This window comes from Megamonas sp., assembly GCF_986095205.1.
This window is the reverse complement of sequence record NZ_CFQVBI010000078.1, coordinates 17,926-35,284: the sequence shown is the minus strand read 5'-3', so window position 1 is coordinate 35,284 and position 17,359 is coordinate 17,926. Positions and strand designations below refer to the sequence as shown.

20 protein-coding genes and 1 riboswitch are annotated in these 17,359 nt (G+C 31.6%); of the genes, 17 read left to right on the top strand and 3 right to left on the bottom strand.

The window, feature by feature from the left end; translation table 11 throughout:
- The first annotated feature begins 24 nt into the window (after positions 1-24).
- The 4 genes from tatA to AC5LAX_RS11645 are packed head-to-tail and all read left to right on the top strand — an operon-like array spanning position 25 to position 1,679.
- Positions 25-219, top strand: coding sequence for a twin-arginine translocase TatA/TatE family subunit (gene tatA / locus AC5LAX_RS11660; RefSeq protein ID WP_008539032.1), 195 nt, complete (start codon positions 25-27; stop codon positions 217-219).
- Between the two features lie 21 nt (positions 220-240).
- The gene (moaC, locus tag AC5LAX_RS11655) at positions 241-720 is read left to right on the top strand and encodes a cyclic pyranopterin monophosphate synthase MoaC (protein ID WP_117585328.1); all 480 of its coding nucleotides are present in this window, start codon (positions 241-243) and stop codon (positions 718-720) included.
- 22 nt (positions 721-742) lie between these two features.
- Entirely contained in the window at positions 743-1,177 is a 435-nt protein-coding gene (locus tag AC5LAX_RS11650) for an MOSC domain-containing protein (RefSeq protein ID WP_288909508.1), read from the top strand.
- Positions 1,178-1,190: 13 nt separating this feature from the next.
- Complete coding sequence (locus AC5LAX_RS11645; RefSeq protein ID WP_115150916.1) at positions 1,191-1,679, top strand: MogA/MoaB family molybdenum cofactor biosynthesis protein; 489 nt, start codon at positions 1,191-1,193, stop codon at positions 1,677-1,679.
- A 51-nt stretch (positions 1,680-1,730) separates the two neighbouring features.
- Here the strand turns inward: AC5LAX_RS11645 and AC5LAX_RS11640 are convergent, their stop codons facing one another.
- Positions 1,731-2,516 carry a histidinol-phosphatase HisJ family protein gene (locus AC5LAX_RS11640; protein ID WP_266286742.1) on the bottom strand — a complete coding sequence of 262 codons (786 nt, stop codon included), beginning with the start codon at positions 2,514-2,516 and terminating at the stop codon, positions 1,731-1,733.
- Positions 2,517-2,629: 113 nt separating this feature from the next.
- Between AC5LAX_RS11640 and AC5LAX_RS11635 the strand changes: the two genes are divergently transcribed.
- Positions 2,630-3,505, top strand: coding sequence for an AraC family transcriptional regulator (locus AC5LAX_RS11635; protein ID WP_117585324.1), 876 nt, complete (start codon positions 2,630-2,632; stop codon positions 3,503-3,505).
- 50 nt (positions 3,506-3,555) lie between these two features.
- Here AC5LAX_RS11635 and AC5LAX_RS11630 read toward each other — a convergent pair whose 3' ends face one another.
- Positions 3,556-5,925: a heavy metal translocating P-type ATPase gene (locus AC5LAX_RS11630; RefSeq protein WP_288909507.1), complete on the bottom strand. Its 2,370-nt coding sequence runs from the start codon at positions 5,923-5,925 to the stop codon at positions 3,556-3,558.
- Between the two features lie 209 nt (positions 5,926-6,134).
- Here AC5LAX_RS11630 and AC5LAX_RS11625 point away from each other — a divergent pair, with 209 nt between their 5' ends.
- From AC5LAX_RS11625 to AC5LAX_RS11570, 12 genes are all read left to right on the top strand, one after another.
- The gene (locus AC5LAX_RS11625; protein ID WP_288909506.1) at positions 6,135-6,719 is read left to right on the top strand and encodes a GNAT family N-acetyltransferase; all 585 of its coding nucleotides are present in this window, start codon (positions 6,135-6,137) and stop codon (positions 6,717-6,719) included.
- A gap of 46 nt (positions 6,720-6,765) precedes the next feature.
- Positions 6,766-6,940, top strand: a riboswitch (cobalamin riboswitch).
- A gap of 109 nt (positions 6,941-7,049) precedes the next feature.
- Positions 7,050-8,156 carry a cobalt-precorrin-5B (C(1))-methyltransferase CbiD gene (gene cbiD / locus AC5LAX_RS11620; RefSeq protein WP_288909505.1) on the top strand — a complete coding sequence of 369 codons (1,107 nt, stop codon included), beginning with the start codon at positions 7,050-7,052 and terminating at the stop codon, positions 8,154-8,156.
- Positions 8,141-8,767, top strand: a complete 627-nt coding sequence (gene cbiE / locus AC5LAX_RS11615; protein WP_288909504.1) for a precorrin-6y C5,15-methyltransferase (decarboxylating) subunit CbiE — start codon at positions 8,141-8,143, stop codon at positions 8,765-8,767. The genes cbiD and cbiE overlap by 16 nt, the downstream gene beginning before the upstream one ends.
- Positions 8,768-8,803: 36 nt before the next feature.
- Positions 8,804-9,385, top strand: a complete 582-nt coding sequence (gene cbiT / locus AC5LAX_RS11610; protein ID WP_288909503.1) for a precorrin-6Y C5,15-methyltransferase (decarboxylating) subunit CbiT — start codon at positions 8,804-8,806, stop codon at positions 9,383-9,385.
- A 24-nt stretch (positions 9,386-9,409) separates the two neighbouring features.
- On the top strand, positions 9,410-10,171 hold the full coding sequence (cobM, locus tag AC5LAX_RS11605) for a precorrin-4 C(11)-methyltransferase (RefSeq protein ID WP_008539017.1): 762 nt from the start codon (positions 9,410-9,412) through the stop codon (positions 10,169-10,171).
- Complete coding sequence (locus AC5LAX_RS11600) at positions 10,171-11,232, top strand: cobalt-precorrin 5A hydrolase (protein WP_288909502.1); 1,062 nt, start codon at positions 10,171-10,173, stop codon at positions 11,230-11,232. The genes cobM and AC5LAX_RS11600 overlap by 1 nt, the downstream gene beginning before the upstream one ends.
- Positions 11,223-11,960, top strand: coding sequence for a precorrin-3B C(17)-methyltransferase (cobJ, locus tag AC5LAX_RS11595; protein WP_117585319.1), 738 nt, complete (start codon positions 11,223-11,225; stop codon positions 11,958-11,960). Before AC5LAX_RS11600 ends, cobJ begins: the two co-directional genes overlap by 10 nt.
- Complete coding sequence (locus tag AC5LAX_RS11590) at positions 11,957-12,724, top strand: cobalt-precorrin-6A reductase (RefSeq protein ID WP_270386415.1); 768 nt, start codon at positions 11,957-11,959, stop codon at positions 12,722-12,724. The genes cobJ and AC5LAX_RS11590 overlap by 4 nt, the downstream gene beginning before the upstream one ends.
- Before the next feature lie 11 nt (positions 12,725-12,735).
- Positions 12,736-13,371, top strand: coding sequence for a precorrin-8X methylmutase (locus AC5LAX_RS11585; protein ID WP_115150925.1), 636 nt, complete (start codon positions 12,736-12,738; stop codon positions 13,369-13,371).
- Between the two features lie 15 nt (positions 13,372-13,386).
- A complete protein-coding gene (locus AC5LAX_RS11580) occupies positions 13,387-14,781 on the top strand; it encodes a cobyrinic acid a,c-diamide synthase CobB (protein WP_288909501.1) in 1,395 nt (464 codons plus the stop codon).
- Positions 14,781-16,313, top strand: a complete 1,533-nt coding sequence (locus AC5LAX_RS11575; RefSeq protein WP_288909500.1) for a cobyric acid synthase — start codon at positions 14,781-14,783, stop codon at positions 16,311-16,313. Before AC5LAX_RS11580 ends, AC5LAX_RS11575 begins: the two co-directional genes overlap by 1 nt.
- A 166-nt stretch (positions 16,314-16,479) precedes the next feature.
- Complete coding sequence (locus AC5LAX_RS11570; protein WP_288909499.1) at positions 16,480-16,836, top strand: molecular chaperone Hsp90; 357 nt, start codon at positions 16,480-16,482, stop codon at positions 16,834-16,836.
- A gap of 39 nt (positions 16,837-16,875) precedes the next feature.
- Here AC5LAX_RS11570 and AC5LAX_RS11565 read toward each other — a convergent pair whose 3' ends face one another.
- Positions 16,876-17,154 (bottom strand): metal-sensing transcriptional repressor, encoded by a 279-nt coding sequence (locus tag AC5LAX_RS11565; protein WP_008539007.1) that lies wholly within the window; start codon positions 17,152-17,154, stop codon positions 16,876-16,878.
- Positions 17,155-17,359: the final 205 nt, after the last annotated feature.

Here is a 17,359-nt window from a genome sequence, read left to right as displayed (position 1 = left end):
TAATTTTAGATGGGAGAAAAATAGATGTTTGGATTAGGTATACCAGAATTAATTTTGATTTTAGTGATTGCTTTAGTGGTATTTGGACCTAAGAAATTGCCAGAAATAAGTAAGGCTTTAGGTAAAAGTATAAAAGAATTTAGAAATTCAACATCAGATATTACAGATACAGTAAATACTGTTAAAGATGTAACTGATGTGGCTAAAAAATTAAAATAATAAATTATAAATGGGGAAAATATGGCGAATTTTACGCATTTTAATCAAGATGGTGAAGCTATCATGGTTGATGTCAGTCAAAAAGACATTACCATGCGTATAGCTATTGCCGAAGGTAGTATAAAAGTAAATCAAGAAGTTTTTCGTTCAATCAAAGAACAGACTAATAAAAAAGGTGATGTATTAGCTGTTGCTAGGATAGCTGGTATTATGGCAGCGAAAAAAACAAGTGATATGATACCGCTTTGTCATCCATTATTTATTACAAAAATTACGATTGATTTTGAATTAGACGAAGACAATTATATGATAAAAGCTATTGCGACAACAAAAGTCAATGGTAAGACTGGCGTTGAGATGGAAGCACTCCATGCTGTATCAGTTACTTTATTGACGATTTATGATATGTGCAAGGCTATAGATAAAAGTATGGAAATATCAGATATACGTCTATTGCATAAAGAAGGCGGAAAATCTGGCGTTTATGATTATGAAAAATAATAAGGAGTATAGATTTTAATTGATGGGAAAAATTTTAGCTGTATGTATCAGTGAACAAAAAGGTACTTTAAAAACTGCTGTAGATAAGGGCTTAATGATAAAGGATTTTGGTTTAGAGCATGATGCCCATGCTGGAAAATGGCATCGTCAGATAAGTTTATTAGCAGTGGAAGCTGTGAGAGCTTTTGAAGAAAAATATAATTTCAAAGTTCCTGCTGGTGCATTTGGCGAAAATCTTTTAGTTGAAGGTATTGATTTAAAAAATTTGTCGATTGGTACAAGATTAAAAGTAAATGATATTTTATTGGAAATCACTCAAATAGGTAAAAAATGCCATTTAGGTTGCAATATTCAAAAGCAAACAGGTGAATGTATCATGCCTAATGAAGGTGTGTTTGCGATTGTATTAAATGGTGGAGAAATTAAAGCACAAGATACGATTTTTGTAGAAGCTTGAGAAGGTGAATGAAATGTTTGAAGTAGCGATAATCACTGCAAGTGATAAAGGTGCAAAAGGTCTTCGTGAAGATTTAAGTGGTCCATGTATAAAGCAGATTGTAGAAGAGTCTGATTATAAAGTAGTATCCATGGAAATTTTGCCAGATGATAGAGCTTTATTGGCAGACAAAATGATAGAGCTTGCGGATAAAGAAATTCCTTTGATTTTGACAACAGGTGGTACAGGTTTCTCACCAAGAGATAATACACCTGAAGCGACAAAAGATGTAATTGAAAAAGAAACACCAGGAATTTCTGAAGCTATGCGAATGTATAGTTTAAAAATTACACCAAGAGCTATGTTGAGTCGAGCAACTTCAGGCATTAGAAAAAAATCTTTGATTATTAATTTGCCGGGAAGTCCTAAAGCTGTAAGAGAATGCTTAGAATATTTATTGCCGACATTAGACCATGGTCTTAAAATTATGCTTAATTTAGATAATGAATGTGCTAGAAAATAATAAAAAACTAGATGTAGTTTTGAACTGCATCTAGTTTTTTTATTTTAATTATTAAATTGTATGAGCGATAGGTTTCATTTTGTCAAATGTATAGATATATTTAAATCCTAAATCTTTTAATATTTGTTTAGTCTCTTGGATTTTAAAGCCATATTGGTCAACATCATGACCGTCAGAACCAATAGTTATAATATCGCCACCTAATTTTTTATAGAGTTTTAAAATTTCAACGGAAGGCGTTAAATCTTTTAGACCATAACGATAACAAGAAGTATTAATTTCAATGCCTTTATGATCATTTATGACTTGTTTTAAAATCTCATTTACAAGGTCAAAGACTTTATTGAAAGGATAAATTCCTTTTTGGTCGTAACGATTAATCATATCTAAATGACCGAGAATACAATAATCTTTATATTGCTGGATTACTTTTAAAATTTCTTGGTAATAAAGTTCATTATATTCTTGTTGTGTTTTTCCTTGTTGAAAAGCTTGGTTCCAAAATTCAAGATTATCGACTTGATGACAAGAAAGTATTATAAAATCAAAGGGATAACTAGCAAATGTTTTGGCAAATTGATTGATAGTATGTGTTTGCATACCGAATTCCATGCCAAATTTTAGTTTTATTTGGGGAGAAAATAATTTTTGATAATATGTAAATTTTTCAAGGTATTTTTGACAATCACAATTTAAATCTGTTTTTACACCATAATCAATATGTTCAGTAAAACAGATTTCATCAAGATTTTTCGCTATTGCTGTTTGGATAGCTTTTTCCATAGGGCAAGTAGAGTCATCACTAAATTCAGTGTGCATATGATAATCAGCTAGCATGATAAAACCTCCTAAAATAATTAATTATAGAGTCATAATAATATATAATAGGGGATAATACTATCAATATTGATCGAGTTTTTTATAACAATAATCTGCTGAGGATGAGTTTTATGCATATAATAGAAAATAATTTAGAAGTAGTAGAATATGAAAATTTATTATTGCCAATATCTATAAAGATAAGAGAATTAATACAATATGAAAATAAAAGAGCTTTATGTCATTGGCATGATGATATAGAAATTATAAAAATTTTATCAGGTTCAATGAATTTTTATATAAATGGAGAAATTTTTCATTTAATAAAAGATGATATTTTAATTGTAAATTCAAAGCAGATACATTATGGTTATGAATATAATCATGATGATTGTAAATTTATTTGTTTAATGGTAAATCCTTCAGTATTAACAATTAATAAAGCTATGTATCGAGAATATGTAATTCCTATTATTGAGAATAATGGACTATTGGCATGGTGTTTGAAAAATAATGAAGGAAAACAATTAGATAGAATATTATTTGCATTAATAGATTGGCAGGAAAAATCTTGTAGAGCAAAAGAATGGAAATTGTTGTCTTTAGTATATGATTTATGGTATCAAATATATAATTTAATAGATAATGATAAAAATTTAAACTTAATAAAAGATGATACTTCTGATGATGTGAACATATTTAAACAGATGGTAATATTTATTTATCAAAATTATAAAAAAGCAATAATTTTACAAGATATTGCAAAATCTGGAAATGTAGGTAAAAGTAAGTGTTATGAACTTTTTAAGCGATATGTAAATAAAACACCAAATGATTTTGTTAATTTATATAGATTAGAAAAAAGTAAGATTTTATTAAAGAATGAAGATTTATCAATTACAGAAGTTGCATTAGAATGTGGATTTAATAGTGGAAGTTATTATGCAGAACTTTTTAAAAAATATAATGGATGTACTCCAAGAAATTTTCGTAAATATAAAAAATAATCTGTTCATCTAAAAAAGAAAATGAACAGATTATTAAAAGTTAGAAGCTATTAATAGTTTTTATAGAGAATGCGAATGGAGTTTAAAATACAAATCATAGCTACGCCAGTATCAGCGAAAACTGCTGCCCACATGGAAGCAAATCCCATAAGACCGAGTATCATGATGAGTATTTTTACACCTAAGGCAAAGACTACATTTTGCCATGCTATGCGAATGGTATCGCGAGAAATATTTATTGCTTGGAAAATAGAATGAACTTTAGAATTCATAAATACTACATCAGCAGCTTCAATGGCGGCATCAGCACCACTACCCATAGCAGCGCCAACATCAGCACCGGCGAGAATAGGAGCGTCGTTTATACCATCGCCGACAAAAAATACATTACCATGTTCTTGTCTAAGTGAGGATAATTTTTTTAATTTATCTTCAGGTAAAAGTTTAGCATGAACTTTATCAATGCCTACTTCATTAGCTACAGCATAAGCACTATGTTCATTATCACCTGTGAGCATAGCTGTAGTTAAACCTAAGTTTTTTAATTTAGCGATAGTGGATTTTGCATCATCTTTGATAGTATCATCAATAACAATAGAGCCAGCATATTTATCATCTATACCAATAAATATTTCTGTACCAGCATTAATAAGCAAATCATCAGGTAAAGCAATATTAAATCGTTGCATTAAGCGTTTATTACCACAATAAATTTTTTGCTTGTCAATAGTGCAGATTATACCTTCACCAGCAATTTCTTGATTATCAGTAGTAGTTTTTAAATTGAGTTTTTGTTTAGTGGCTTCATTGATAATGCTGATAGCAATAGGGTGAGAAGAAATTTTTTCACAACTAGCACAAAGAGAAAGCAATTCTTCTTTTGTGTAATTGTTTGTAGGATTTATAGTTTTAACTGTGAAATTACCATGAGTCAGTGTACCTGTTTTATCCATGACAATAGTTTTTATATTTTTTAGAGCTTCTAAAGCTAGACCACCTTTAAATAAAATTCCTTGTTTGGAACCGCTACCGATACCAGAAAAGAAAGCAAGTGGCACACTTAATACTAAAGCACAAGGACAACTAATTACTAAAAAAGTTAAAGCTGTATAAATCCAATGTTCCCAATCACCTGTAATCAATGAAGGAATGATAGCTGTAAGCGTAGCTACTAAAACGACAATAGGAGTATAAATTCTAGCAAAACGAGTGATGAATTTATCTATTTTAGGTTTGTTGGCAGCTGCATTTTCTACAGCTTGTAAAATGCGTGAAACCATAGATTCAGATAAAGGTTTTTCTACTTTCATTTTGATAGCGCCGGAAATATTCAAACAACCAGAAGTGATAGAGCTATTTGGGGCAATTTTTATTGGAATAGGTTCGCCAGTAACAGGTGATGTATCCAAACGACTTTCTCCTTCAATGACAATGCCATCAACAGGAATTCTATCACCAGCACGAACTAATAAAATATCGCCAACCTTGGCTTCATGAGCAGAAATAACAGACATTTTATCACTATGGAGAAGATTTACTGTTTCAGGTCGTAAATCAACAGCATCCATAATTTGACTGCGACTTTTTTCTGTAGCACGTTCTTCAAAATATTCGCCAATGCGATAAAAGAGCATAACACCGACAGCTTCAGGATATTCTTTGATAGCAAATGCTCCCAAAGTTGCGATACTCATGAGAAAGTTTTCATCAAAAACGTTTCCATGAAATAAATTGGTGATGGCAGTTTTTAGTACATGGAAACCTAAAATTAAATAAGCTACGATATACAGATAAAGTGTATATTGGTCAGGTACAAGAGAGGTAAATTCGCCAATGATAAATAAAATAGCACCAAATACAATTTCAATAATATCAATGGTTTTTTCATCAAAAAATTTTTTTGTATTTTGATGAGATTTTGAAGAAGCTTCATCAGCATTTATGATTTTTACACCATTTTCAATGGAATTAGCTATTTTATTTATTTGAGGTAGAAGTGCATCAGGATTTTGAGCTACTATTTTTAATTTTTTAGTAGCAAATGTCAATTGAGCAGATTTAATTTCAGGTAATTCGTTTAATTTTTTTTCGATTTTAGCACCACAGTTAGCACAATCTAGATTTTCGATTAGATAGATTTTTTCTTTATAATTAGAAGCATTTTCTTCAAGTTGAGAGATTATAGTGCCAGGTTCAATTTTGTCTGCTATTTTTTGAATAGTAGGTAATAATTCATCAGGATTTTTAGCTGTTAAAGTTAATTGTTTAGTCAAAATAGAAATAGTAGCGTTATCTACATTAGATAATTCGTTGATTTTTCGTTCGATTTTGGCAGCACAATTAGCACAATGGATATTGATTGAATATGCTTTTTGTTTGTGATTATTATTATCAATAGATAAATTAGAAGTAGTAGCCATATGTACGCCTCTTTTCTAAAATAATTATATACCCATAGGGGTATTATCTTTACGTCTTTAGTATACCCTATGGGGTATATGGTGTCAAGAATGAATATCAATAATGATTAAATTTTTATTTGACTCAATATAAATTTTGACTAGAATTATTTAGTATAAATATTTGTATAGATTTTAAGTAAAAATTTAGTCATTGAGGAGAGATTTTAATGAAGAACAATGAAAAAATAATTTTTCGTTTAGCCAAAATAGATGATGCAGAAAAATTAGTAGAAATTTATGCTCCCTATGTAAAAAATACAAATATCACTTTTGAATATGAAGTGCCAATAATTGACGAATTTAAACAGCGTATAACAAAAATAATGTCGAAATTTCCTTATATTTTAGCTTGTATTGGTGATGAAATAGTAGGTTATACATATGCTTCTACTTTTAGGGAACGACAAGCTTATAATTGGTGTGTAGAAACTTCTATTTATATTAATGAAAAATATCAAGGTAGAAAAATAGGAGAAATTTTATATACGAAATTAGAAGCGATTTTAAAATTGCAAAATATAACTAATTTAGTAGCAAGCATAACCTATCCCAATCCGCAAAGTATAGCTTTCCATGAAAAATTTAATTATAAGAAAATAGCTCATTTTACAAAATGTGGTTATAAGCAAAATTGTTGGTATGATATGGTTTTCATGGAAAAAATGATAAATAAACATGAAACATTGGCAAAAGAAATTATTTATTTACCTGATTTAGATAAAAATTTAGTGGAAAAGATATTGAAGAAATAATAATTTGATTTGCAGTATTAATGGATAATGCCTATAATATAATATATTAAATTAAATAGAGATAGGTGCGTAAGCTTAATAAGGAAACTGGAAGAGCCAGTACGGTCCCGCCACTGTAAGGGGAGCTATTTTTAATTATGTCACTGAAATAATTTATTTTGGGAAGGCGAAAATCAGCGAGGAACCTAAGTCAGGAGACTTGCCTATTGGAAAAACACCGTGAAATTTATAGATGATATATTTTTCAGACTCACGAGAGATGGGCAGGTGGAGAATTTTTCGTAGAAATACGGGATAAGTCTATCTCCCTGCCCAAAGGGAGATTTTTTTATGCGTAAAGAAATGAAAAGTGGCTATACAACAGGTTCTTGTGCAGCTGCTGGTACAAAAGCTGCTATACTTGCTTTACAGGGAAATGTCGTTCAAGAGATTGAATTATATGCTCTAAGTGGAGAATTATTGCATATTCCCATTAAAAATGTAGAGCTTACATCAACTGGAGCAAGAGCAGAAGTCATAAAAGATGCTGGTGATGACCCAGATATCACACATGGAGCTTCTGTATTTACGGAAGTAAAAATAAATAAAGATGATGATAAAATCAATTTTTATGCTGGCTTAGGTATTGGAAAAGTTACAGAGGCAGGTTTGTCTATTCCACCAGGAGAGCCGGCAATAAATCCAGGGCCACGAAAAATGATGACGAAAGTCGTTCGTGAATTGTTGCCAGAAGCTTATGGCTGTGATATTACGATATCTATTCCTAAAGGAGTGGAACTAGCGAAAAAAACGCTTAATCCTATATTAGGTATAGAAGGTGGTATTTCTATAATTGGCACTACTGGCGTGGTGCGTCCAATGTCTGAAGAAGGCTTTAAAAATTCACTTACACCGCAGATTTCTGTAGCCAAAGCAAATGGATTTGATGATATTATTTTTGTTCCTGGGAAAATTGGTGAAAATATCGCTAGTAAATTAAATCTTCCAGCAAAAGCTATGGTACAGACAAGTAATTTTATCGGTCATATGTTGGAATTTGCTGCTGATGAAGGAATTAAATCAGTGCTTTTATTTGGTCATTTAGGTAAATTGGTAAAAGTAGCTGGAGGAATTTTCTATACACATAGTAAAATAGCTGATGCTCGCTTGGAAATATTAGCTTCTTATGCTGCTCTTTTAGGTATGGGTAAAAAAGGCATAGAAGAAATTTTTAAAGTGAAGACAACAGAAGCAGCTATGCCAATTATTGAAAGATATGGATTGGTAGAAAAAGGTTTTTATGATTTATTAGCTAAAAGAGCTAGTCTTCGCAGTGAACAACATGTATTTAATGCTTTCAAAGTAGGAACTGTGATGGTTACTTTGAAAGGTGAAATTTTGGGCATGGACGATAATGCAAGAGAAATAGGTGGTAGATTAGGTTGGAACATAAAATAATTGTGGCTGGAATTGGTCCAGGGGCGAAAGAATATGTCATTCCTATGGCTATGCAAGCTATAAATGAAGCAAAAGTTTTAGTTGGGGGAACAAGAGCATTAAATGAATTTTCTCATCAAGGTCAAAAAACTTTTGCCATAAAAGCAGATATCACTGCTGTGATGGATTTTATAAAAGTTGAATTAAATGATAATGATGTAGTAGTGATGGTATCTGGCGATCCAGGATATTATTCTTTGTTAAGTGCTTTGCGCAAGAATTTTCCTTTAGAAAATATAAAAGTAATTCCAGGGCTAAGTTCCATGCAAACAGCTTTTGCCAAGATAGCACTTCCATGGCAAGACGCTAGTCTACTTAGTTTTCATGGACGTGTGCCAAGTGATGAAGACTTAAAATATTATCCAGGTCGCATAATCGGTATGCTCACAGATAATAAATTTAATTCTAATGCTATAGCCACATATTTGATTGCAAGAGGTTGGGATAAAAATGCGAGAGCATATATTTGTTCTAGACTTTCTTATCCTGATGAAAAGATAGTCAGCTTATCTTTAGATGAAGCACAGACAAAAGCATGTGCGAGTCATTGTGTGATGATAGTTGAAGGTTAATATAAAATAAATTATGAATAGAAAGTTGGTGCATATTTGAATTTACCAGGAATAGCAGATGAAGAATTTATTCGCGATAAAGTGCCAATGACAAAAGAAGAAATTCGCATTTTGACAATGTGCAAGGCAAAAATTCGTCCTGATAATATTATTTGGGATATTGGTGCTGGTACAGGTTCTTTATCTATTGAAGCGGCTTTACTTGCTCCACAAGGAGAAGTTTATGCTATAGAGAAAAAAGATTTAGCTGTTGATTTATTACATCAAAATATTGCTAAATTTAAATTAGAAGATAAAGTTAAAGTCATTGCCACAGAAGCACCAAAAGGATTAGATGAATTGCCAAATTGTGATGTAGTATTCATCGGTGGCAGTGGCAAACATATGTTTGAGATTTTAGATATAATTGATAGTAAATTAAATGAAGGTGGACGCATTATCGTAAATGCGGTAACAATCCAGACAATATCTGAAATCACAACATATATGAAGCAAAAAGAAAATTACACTTATGAATCAATTCAAGTACAAGTAAATCGTTTAAGACAAATCGGTTCATATGATATGTTCAATGCACAAAATCCAGTTTATATTGTTACTTGTAAAAAACTAAAATAAGATGAATTAGGGAGGATATTTTTTATGGTTTATATTATTGGTGCAGGCCCTGGGGATCCTGAACTTATTACAGTTAAAGGTCAAAGATTATTAAAAGAGGCAGATGTAATTATTTATGCTGGTTCTCTTGTAAATCCTGCATTATTAGATTATGCAAAAGCAGATTGTGAAATTTATAATAGTGCTTCTATGACTTTAGGTGAAGTTATTGAAACAATTACAGCAGCAGAACAAGAAGGCAAAATGACAGTTCGACTTCATACTGGTGACCCTGCAATTTATGGTGCTATTCAGGAACAGATGGACGAATTATCTCGTCGCAATATTGAATATACTGTAATTCCTGGTGTAAGTTCTTTCTTAGCTACAGCAGCAGCTTTGAAACAGGAATATACACTACCTGAAATTTCTCAGACTGTAATCATCACACGCAATGAAGGTAGAACACCTGTTCCTGAAAAAGAAAAATTAAAATCTTTAGCAGCTCATCAAGCTACTATGTGTATTTTCTTGAGTGTGCATATGATTTCTGAAGTAGTAGAACAGCTGATTGAAGGTGGCTATGAACCATCTACACCTATTGCTATCGTGCAGAAAGCTTCTTGGCCTGAACAAAAAATTGTACGTGGTACACTTGAAACTATTGCCGATATTGTTAAAGAAAATAATATTTCTCGTACAGCTATGATTGTTGTAAGTAAATGTTTAGATACAGAATATGCAAAATCTCGTCTTTATGCACCAGAATTTAGTCATATGTATCGTCAAGGTACAGATAAAGCTTAATGAAATATGCAATTATTACTGTAACTAAAAATGGTGCTAAATTAGCTTGTAAATTGCAAAATACCTTGAAAACTTGTGATATCTATGTAAAAAAAGATAGATATGATATTAGTTTAGCTGAGCATATATATGAGTATGACAAAATGAGAGATGTGATAAAAAATATTTTTGCTGAGTATGAAGCGATTATATTTTTCACTTCGACAGGTATTGCTGTGCGAATGATAGCACCATTTATCGTGCATAAAGTCAAAGACCCAGCTGTAATAGTTTTAGATGAAAAAGCTAATTTTGCGATAAGTTTATTATCTGGTCATTTAGGTGGAGCAAATGAACTCACGTTGAAGATTGCTGATATATTAAATGCTATGCCAGTAATTACTACAGCGACAGATACGAATAAAATAATTGCTCCTGATGTGGTGGCAAGAAAATATAATTTAGTGCCTTATCCTTTAGAACATATAAAAATAATTAATTCAGCATTAATTCAACAGCAAAAAGTTATTTATTATGTAGATAAAGATTTAAAGCAAAGTGAACAGATGATAATCGATTTGGCTAGAGATTTTAAGATTGAAGCTAAATTAATTGATGTAGAAGAATTTGATAGGCAAAATGATTTTTGTGTATTTATCACAGATAAACGACAAGTGCGAGAAAATATATTATTTTTAACGCGAAAACAATTGATAATTGGCGTTGGTTGTCGCAGAGATGTTGAACTAAATCTTGTGGAACAGGCAATAAATGAAGCTAAAAAAATGGCAGATTGTGAAGATTTAAAAATCAAAGCATTAGTTTCTACAATCGTCAAGCAAAATGAGAAAGCTTTACATCAATGGGCAGAAAAATATAAAGTAGAAACTCATTTTTATGATAATACAATCATGCAAAATGTGATTGATAAATATAAATTACCTGAATCTAATTTTGTAAAAAAACAAATTGGTATAGGAAATGTATGTCAAGCTGCTATATTGGCATATAATGAGAGGGCAAAAATAATTTTGCCGAAAACAAAATTTGAGAAAGTGACGGTGTCCTTAGCATGGGAATGATTAAAGTAATTGGAATTGGTCCAGGTGGTAAAGAGGATATGACTCCTCGTGCTTTAAATGCTATTTTAGAAGCTGATACAGTAGCAGGATATAACACATATATTAAATTGATAAAACATCTTTTAGATGGAAAAAATGTAATTGGCACAGGAATGATGCAAGAAGTTGACCGCTGTAAAATGGCTATTGAAGAAGCTGTAAAAGGTCATAATGTTGCAGTAGTTTCAAGTGGTGACTCTGGTGTATATGGTATGGCAGGTCTTGTCTTAGAATTATTATTGAAATTGCCAAAAGAAGAAAGACCACAAGTTCAGATTGTAGCAGGTCTTTCTGCTGTAAATGCGGCTGCTGCTGTATTAGGTGCTCCACTTATGCATGATTTTGCAATTATTAGCCTAAGTGATTTATTGACTCCATGGGAATTGATTAAAAAACGTGCAGACCTTGCAGCTCAAGGTGATTTTGTAATTGGTTTATACAATCCCAAAAGCCATAAACGTGTACAGCATATCGAAGAAATTCGTGAAATCATGTTAAAATATAAAGACCCTAAAACTCCAGTTGGCATTGTAAATAGTGCAAGCCGTGAAAATGAAACAATGGTTATTTCTGATTTAGAAAATTTCACCAAAGAAGATATTAATATGTTTTCTATGGTAATCATTGGCAATAGCAAAACTTTTGCTAAAGAAGGCTTTATGATAACACCTAGAGGCTATGAAGTATGATTTTTGTAGCTTCAGGAACGCAAGATGGTAGAGGTCTTGTAGAATATTTATTAAAGCAAAATTATAAAGTTATGGCTTCCGTAGTTACTAATTATGGTAAAGAGTTATTACCGAAAGATGAAAATTTAATCATCAATGACCATAAATTAGATGAAGAAGCTATGAAGAATTGCTTAAAAGAAAATCAGATAAAAGTTTTTGTAGATGCTACGCACCCATATGCGGTGAATGTATCTAAAACAGCTATGCAGGTTTGTGATGAATTAAATATACCTTATATTCGCTATGAAAGAGAAGTAACGCCAATACCTGCTTATAATAAACTTCATTTAGTGAAAACTTATGAAGAAGCATCTGACCTTGCTATGCAACTAGGTGAAAATATCTTTTTGACAACAGGTAGCAATCGTTTAGATTTATTTGCTAATGATAGTAAAAAATACAATAAGCATATTATAGCGAGAGTACTTCCTGCTATTGCTTCTCTGCAAATCTGTGAAAACTGTGGAATATCTCCCAAAGATATAGTAGCTGTGCAAGGGCCTTTTTCGGAAAGCTTGAATATAGCTTTATATGAAAAATACAATGCAGATGTTGTTGTAATGAAAAATAGTGGTACTTTAGGTGGCACAGAAACAAAATTGACAGCTGCAATTAAATTAGGTTTAGAAATTGTCATTATTGATAGACCAAGAATAGATTATAAAAATTTAACTCATGATTATGATTGTGTAGGCACATTTGTTGCCAAATATGAAAAATAGGAGGGATTTTGATGGAATTTATCAAAGACCCAATGGCGATAGAAGTTCGTAGTTTTGAAATTATCAAACCATATATTGAAAAATTAAATTTAAGCGAAGAAGAAACAAAAATTTATTCTCGTATTATTCACGCTTCTGGTGATGTGGATTATGCACCAATCATTCGTATTCATAAAGATGTAGTAGCTTCCATGAAAAAAGCTTTGCTTTCTGGTTGCAAAATCTATACTGATGTAGAAATGGTTCGCACTGGTATCAATAAACGCAAATTAGCTTCTTGGGGTGGCTCTGTAGAATGTAAAATTGCAGATCCAAAAATTGCAAAATATGCAAAAGAACACGGTATCACTCGTTCTATTGCTGCTATGCGTCATTTTGGTAAAGAATTAGATGGAGCAATCGTTGCTATTGGTAATGCACCAACAGCTTTATTTGAAGTTATCCGTTTAATGAATGAAGAAAATATTCGTCCAGCTGCTATTATCGGTACACCAGTTGGTTTTGTAGGAGCTGCTGAATCAAAAGATTTATTAATTGCTGAATCAAAAGTTCCATATATTACAGTAACAGGAACAAAAGGCGGTAGCCCAATTGCTGCTTCTTGCATTAATGCAGTAATGTATATCATTGATAATACACGCATTTAATAAGGTGATTTAATGATGAAAAAAGTAAATATTCCTCGTGTAGTTATTGCAGCCACTCAAAGTAGTTCAGGTAAGACTACAGTCGTTACAGGAATACTTCGTGCATTAAAAAATAAAGGCTTAAATGTACAACCGTATAAAGTTGGCCCTGATTATATTGATCCTAGTTATCATGGCATGGCAGCAGGAAGAAAAGGTCATAATCTCGATACATGGCTTGTTGATGAAAGTATGATAAATGATTTATTTGTGCAAGAATCAAAAGATGCCGATATAGCGATTATCGAAGGTGTTATGGGGCTTTATGATGGCGGAAAAAATGGTGTTAGTTCTACAGCACAATTAGCGAAAAAATTAAATGCACCTGTGATTTTAGTCATCAATGTGCAATCAATGGGCGATTCAGCTGCAGCTATAGCACTTGGTTTTAAATTATATGATAGTGATGTGAATTTAGCCGGTGTAATCTTAAATAAATTAGGTTCACCAACACATAAAGCTTTGATTGAAGAAGCTATGAAGAAAATAAATGTGCCTGTTTATGGTGCGATTTTCCGTGATGATAGTGTGCATATGCCAGAGCGTCATTTAGGTTTGACACCAGCTGGAGAAAATAATGCACGTGAAGTCATCGAAAAGATTTCTGAAAAAATTGCTCAAGAAGTATATTTAGATGAAATCATTGAACTTGCTAAAACAGCACCAGCTATTGAAGTTGAAGAATTTGAAGCTGAAAATATCAAAAAAGATATAACTATAGGTATTGCACAAGATAAAGCTTTTTCTTTTTACTATCCAGCAAGTTTAGCTCAATTAGAAAATTTAGGGGCGAAGTTGAAATTTTTTAGTCCACTAGAAGATGAAACTATTCCTGATGATGTTGATGCTTTGATTTTTGGTGGAGGTTTCCCAGAAGTTTTTGCCCAAGAACTTATGCAAAATACTTCGATGATAAAATCTATACGCAAAGCTAATGAACGCAAAATGCCGATATATGCTGAATGTGGTGGCTTTATGTATTTAATGCAGGGAATTTATGATTTTGAGCAAAGATTTTATGAAATGGTGGGGATTATTCCTGCAAAAGCTCAAATGAATAAAAAATTGCAGACTGTAGGTTATGTAAAAGCAAAAATTCTGCAAGATAATATTTTAGGAAAACAAAATGATGAGATAAAAGGTCATGAATTTCATTTTTCAACACAAATTGATACACAAGATGAAAGTTTTCCATGGGCATTTGAATTTACGAAAATGCGTAATAATATGAAATACAAAGCAGGATATGCTAAAGATAATATTGTAGGTTCATATTTGCATTTACATTTTTTAGGCTCAAAGCAAAATGCTAAATATTTTGTGGAAAAAATAAGAGCTTATAAAAAATCACTAGAGATGGAGGAAAACTGATGACTAAACATATTATGTTACAAGGTACTTCTTCTCATGTAGGAAAAAGTATTTTAACTACAGCTTTATGCAGAATTTTTTATCAAGAAGGTATGTCTGTAGTGCCATTTAAAGCACAGAATATGGCACTTAATTCTTATGTAACTAAAGACGGCGATGAAATGGGCAGGGCTCAAGTAGCTCAAGCAGAAGCAGCAGGTCTTGAACCATTTGTAGAGATGAACCCTGTATTATTGAAGCCAACAGGAAATGCTTGTTCACAAGTTATTTTAATGGGAAAAGCTGTAGGAAATATGTCTGCACGTGAATATCATAAGGGATATTCATTAAAAGCTTTTGACACTGTAAAAGAAGCTATTCGTCGTTTAGAAGAACGCTTTGATATGATGGTAATTGAAGGTGCAGGCAGTCCAGCAGAAGTGAATTTAAAAGCAAATGATATCGTAAATATGCGTATTGCTAAATATTTAAATGCACCAGTATTATTGATTGCTGATATTGACCGTGGCGGAGCATTGGCTTCCCTTGTGGGAACTTTAGAGCTTTTAGAACCAGATGAAAGAGCTTTAGTAAAAGGACTTATCATCAATAAATTCCGTGGAGATGTAACTATTTTACAGCCTGCACTTGATTTCCTCGAAGAAAAAACAGGAAAACCAGTTTTAGGTGTAATTCCTTATTTACCTGATTTAGGTATTGAAGATGAAGACTCTGTATCTTTAGATGATAAAAAGACTCAAGCGAAAGATAAAGCAAATGCACCAATAAAAATTGCAGTAATTCAAACTCCTAAAATTTCTAATTTCACTGATTTTGATGCTTTGAGTAAAGAAGATGATATAAATCTTTATTATGTAAAAGAAGGTCAAGAAATCGGTGAAGCAGATTTAATTTTACTTCCAGGTAGCAAAAATACTACAGAAGATATGCTTTATTTGCGTGATAGTGGTATGGAAAAAGCTTTAAATGAAGCTCATGAAAAAAACATTCCTATCATTGGCATCTGTGGTGGCTATCAAATGCTTGGTGAAAAAATCAGCGACCCATTGCATACTGAATCAGATAATGATAGCGTAAAAGGACTTGGCTTCTTGCCAATGGAAACTACTTTTGTAGAGAAAAAACTCACTTCACAAGTTGAAGCAAAATGTCTTTCTTGGAAATTTTTAGGTGAAAAATTATCTATAGATGATTTGTTTGGCTATGAAATTCATATGGGAACTACTAAATTTACAAAAGAAGCAAATCATCCATTTATGATCACAAAACGTGCTGATAAAGATGTGCAGGTGGCAGAAGGTATGATAAATCAAGAACAAAATGTCATGGGTGCATATATTCATGGTATTTTTGATAATGATAAGTATCGTCGTAGTCTGATCAATATATTGCGTAAACGCAAAGGTTTAGAAGCGTTACCTGTAAGTACAAATTATGCAGCAGCGAAACAAGCAGCATTTAATCGTTTAGCAGATACTGTTCGTCAAAATATGAATATGGAAAAATTAAGAGAAATCTTACAAGACGCATAAAAAATGCACCTTAAGACTTAATATAGTTTTAAGGTGCATTTTTATTTGATAATTAGTTACTTTAAAGTAACTATGTTACTAAAAGGTGCTTACTTTACAATTTTTTTGAGTAGTTATATTATAAAAGTAATGAGAAAATAATACTTAGAAAGGCGATGGATTTATCATGGATCAAAAAGTATTAGATTATGTTGTAGAAAAAACACATGAATTAATGAATGCTCCTTCTTGCAGTAAAGAAGCAAAACAAGCAGCACAAAATTGGCTTGATGCTATTGGCACAGATAATCAATTAGCAGAAACTAAAAAATATATAGCAGAGCTTGAAGCTGATATTATGCCGATTGATGGATTGATTGCTTTTGCTAATTCTGAAATAGGTGTTAAAGTTTTTGGTGAAGAAATGGCAAAAAATGTATTAGCTCATGCTCAAGATATTAAGGCAAAAGGTGCGAAATATTGTGATTGTCTAGCATGCAAAGCTGTAGCAGATATTTTAGCGAAAAAAGAACAAATGCTCTAATAATAAAAATGGCGATTGATGAAAATCAATCGCTTTTTTTCATGAAAGTCTAGAAAAATGGTCAATGGCTTTAGCAAATTCTTCAACTGTTTTTTCTGCATCACCATGCTGAATACCATCAATTACACAGTGTTTTAAGTGTCCTTCTAAAATTACTTTGCCGACACTATGTAGAGCGGATTTTGCAGCATTTACTTGCATTAAAACATTTTCACAAGGAATAGTTTCATCATCAATCATTCTATCTATGGCATTTAATTGCCCAATAATTTTTTTTATACGGCGATGGAGCTTTTCTGTTTCCATACATTGTTTCATAAGATAATCTCCTTTTTATAATGATATAATTATTATATCATGAAGCTAAATATTATTAATAATGCTATTTATAATTAAAGGAAAATAATATATAAGTTATTTCTTTAATGAATGATTTTATGAAAAAGAAATATTTGTTGATTATATATTTATATTTGCTATAATTTAAATTAAATATTAATTGAGAAATATTTTCAAATAAATA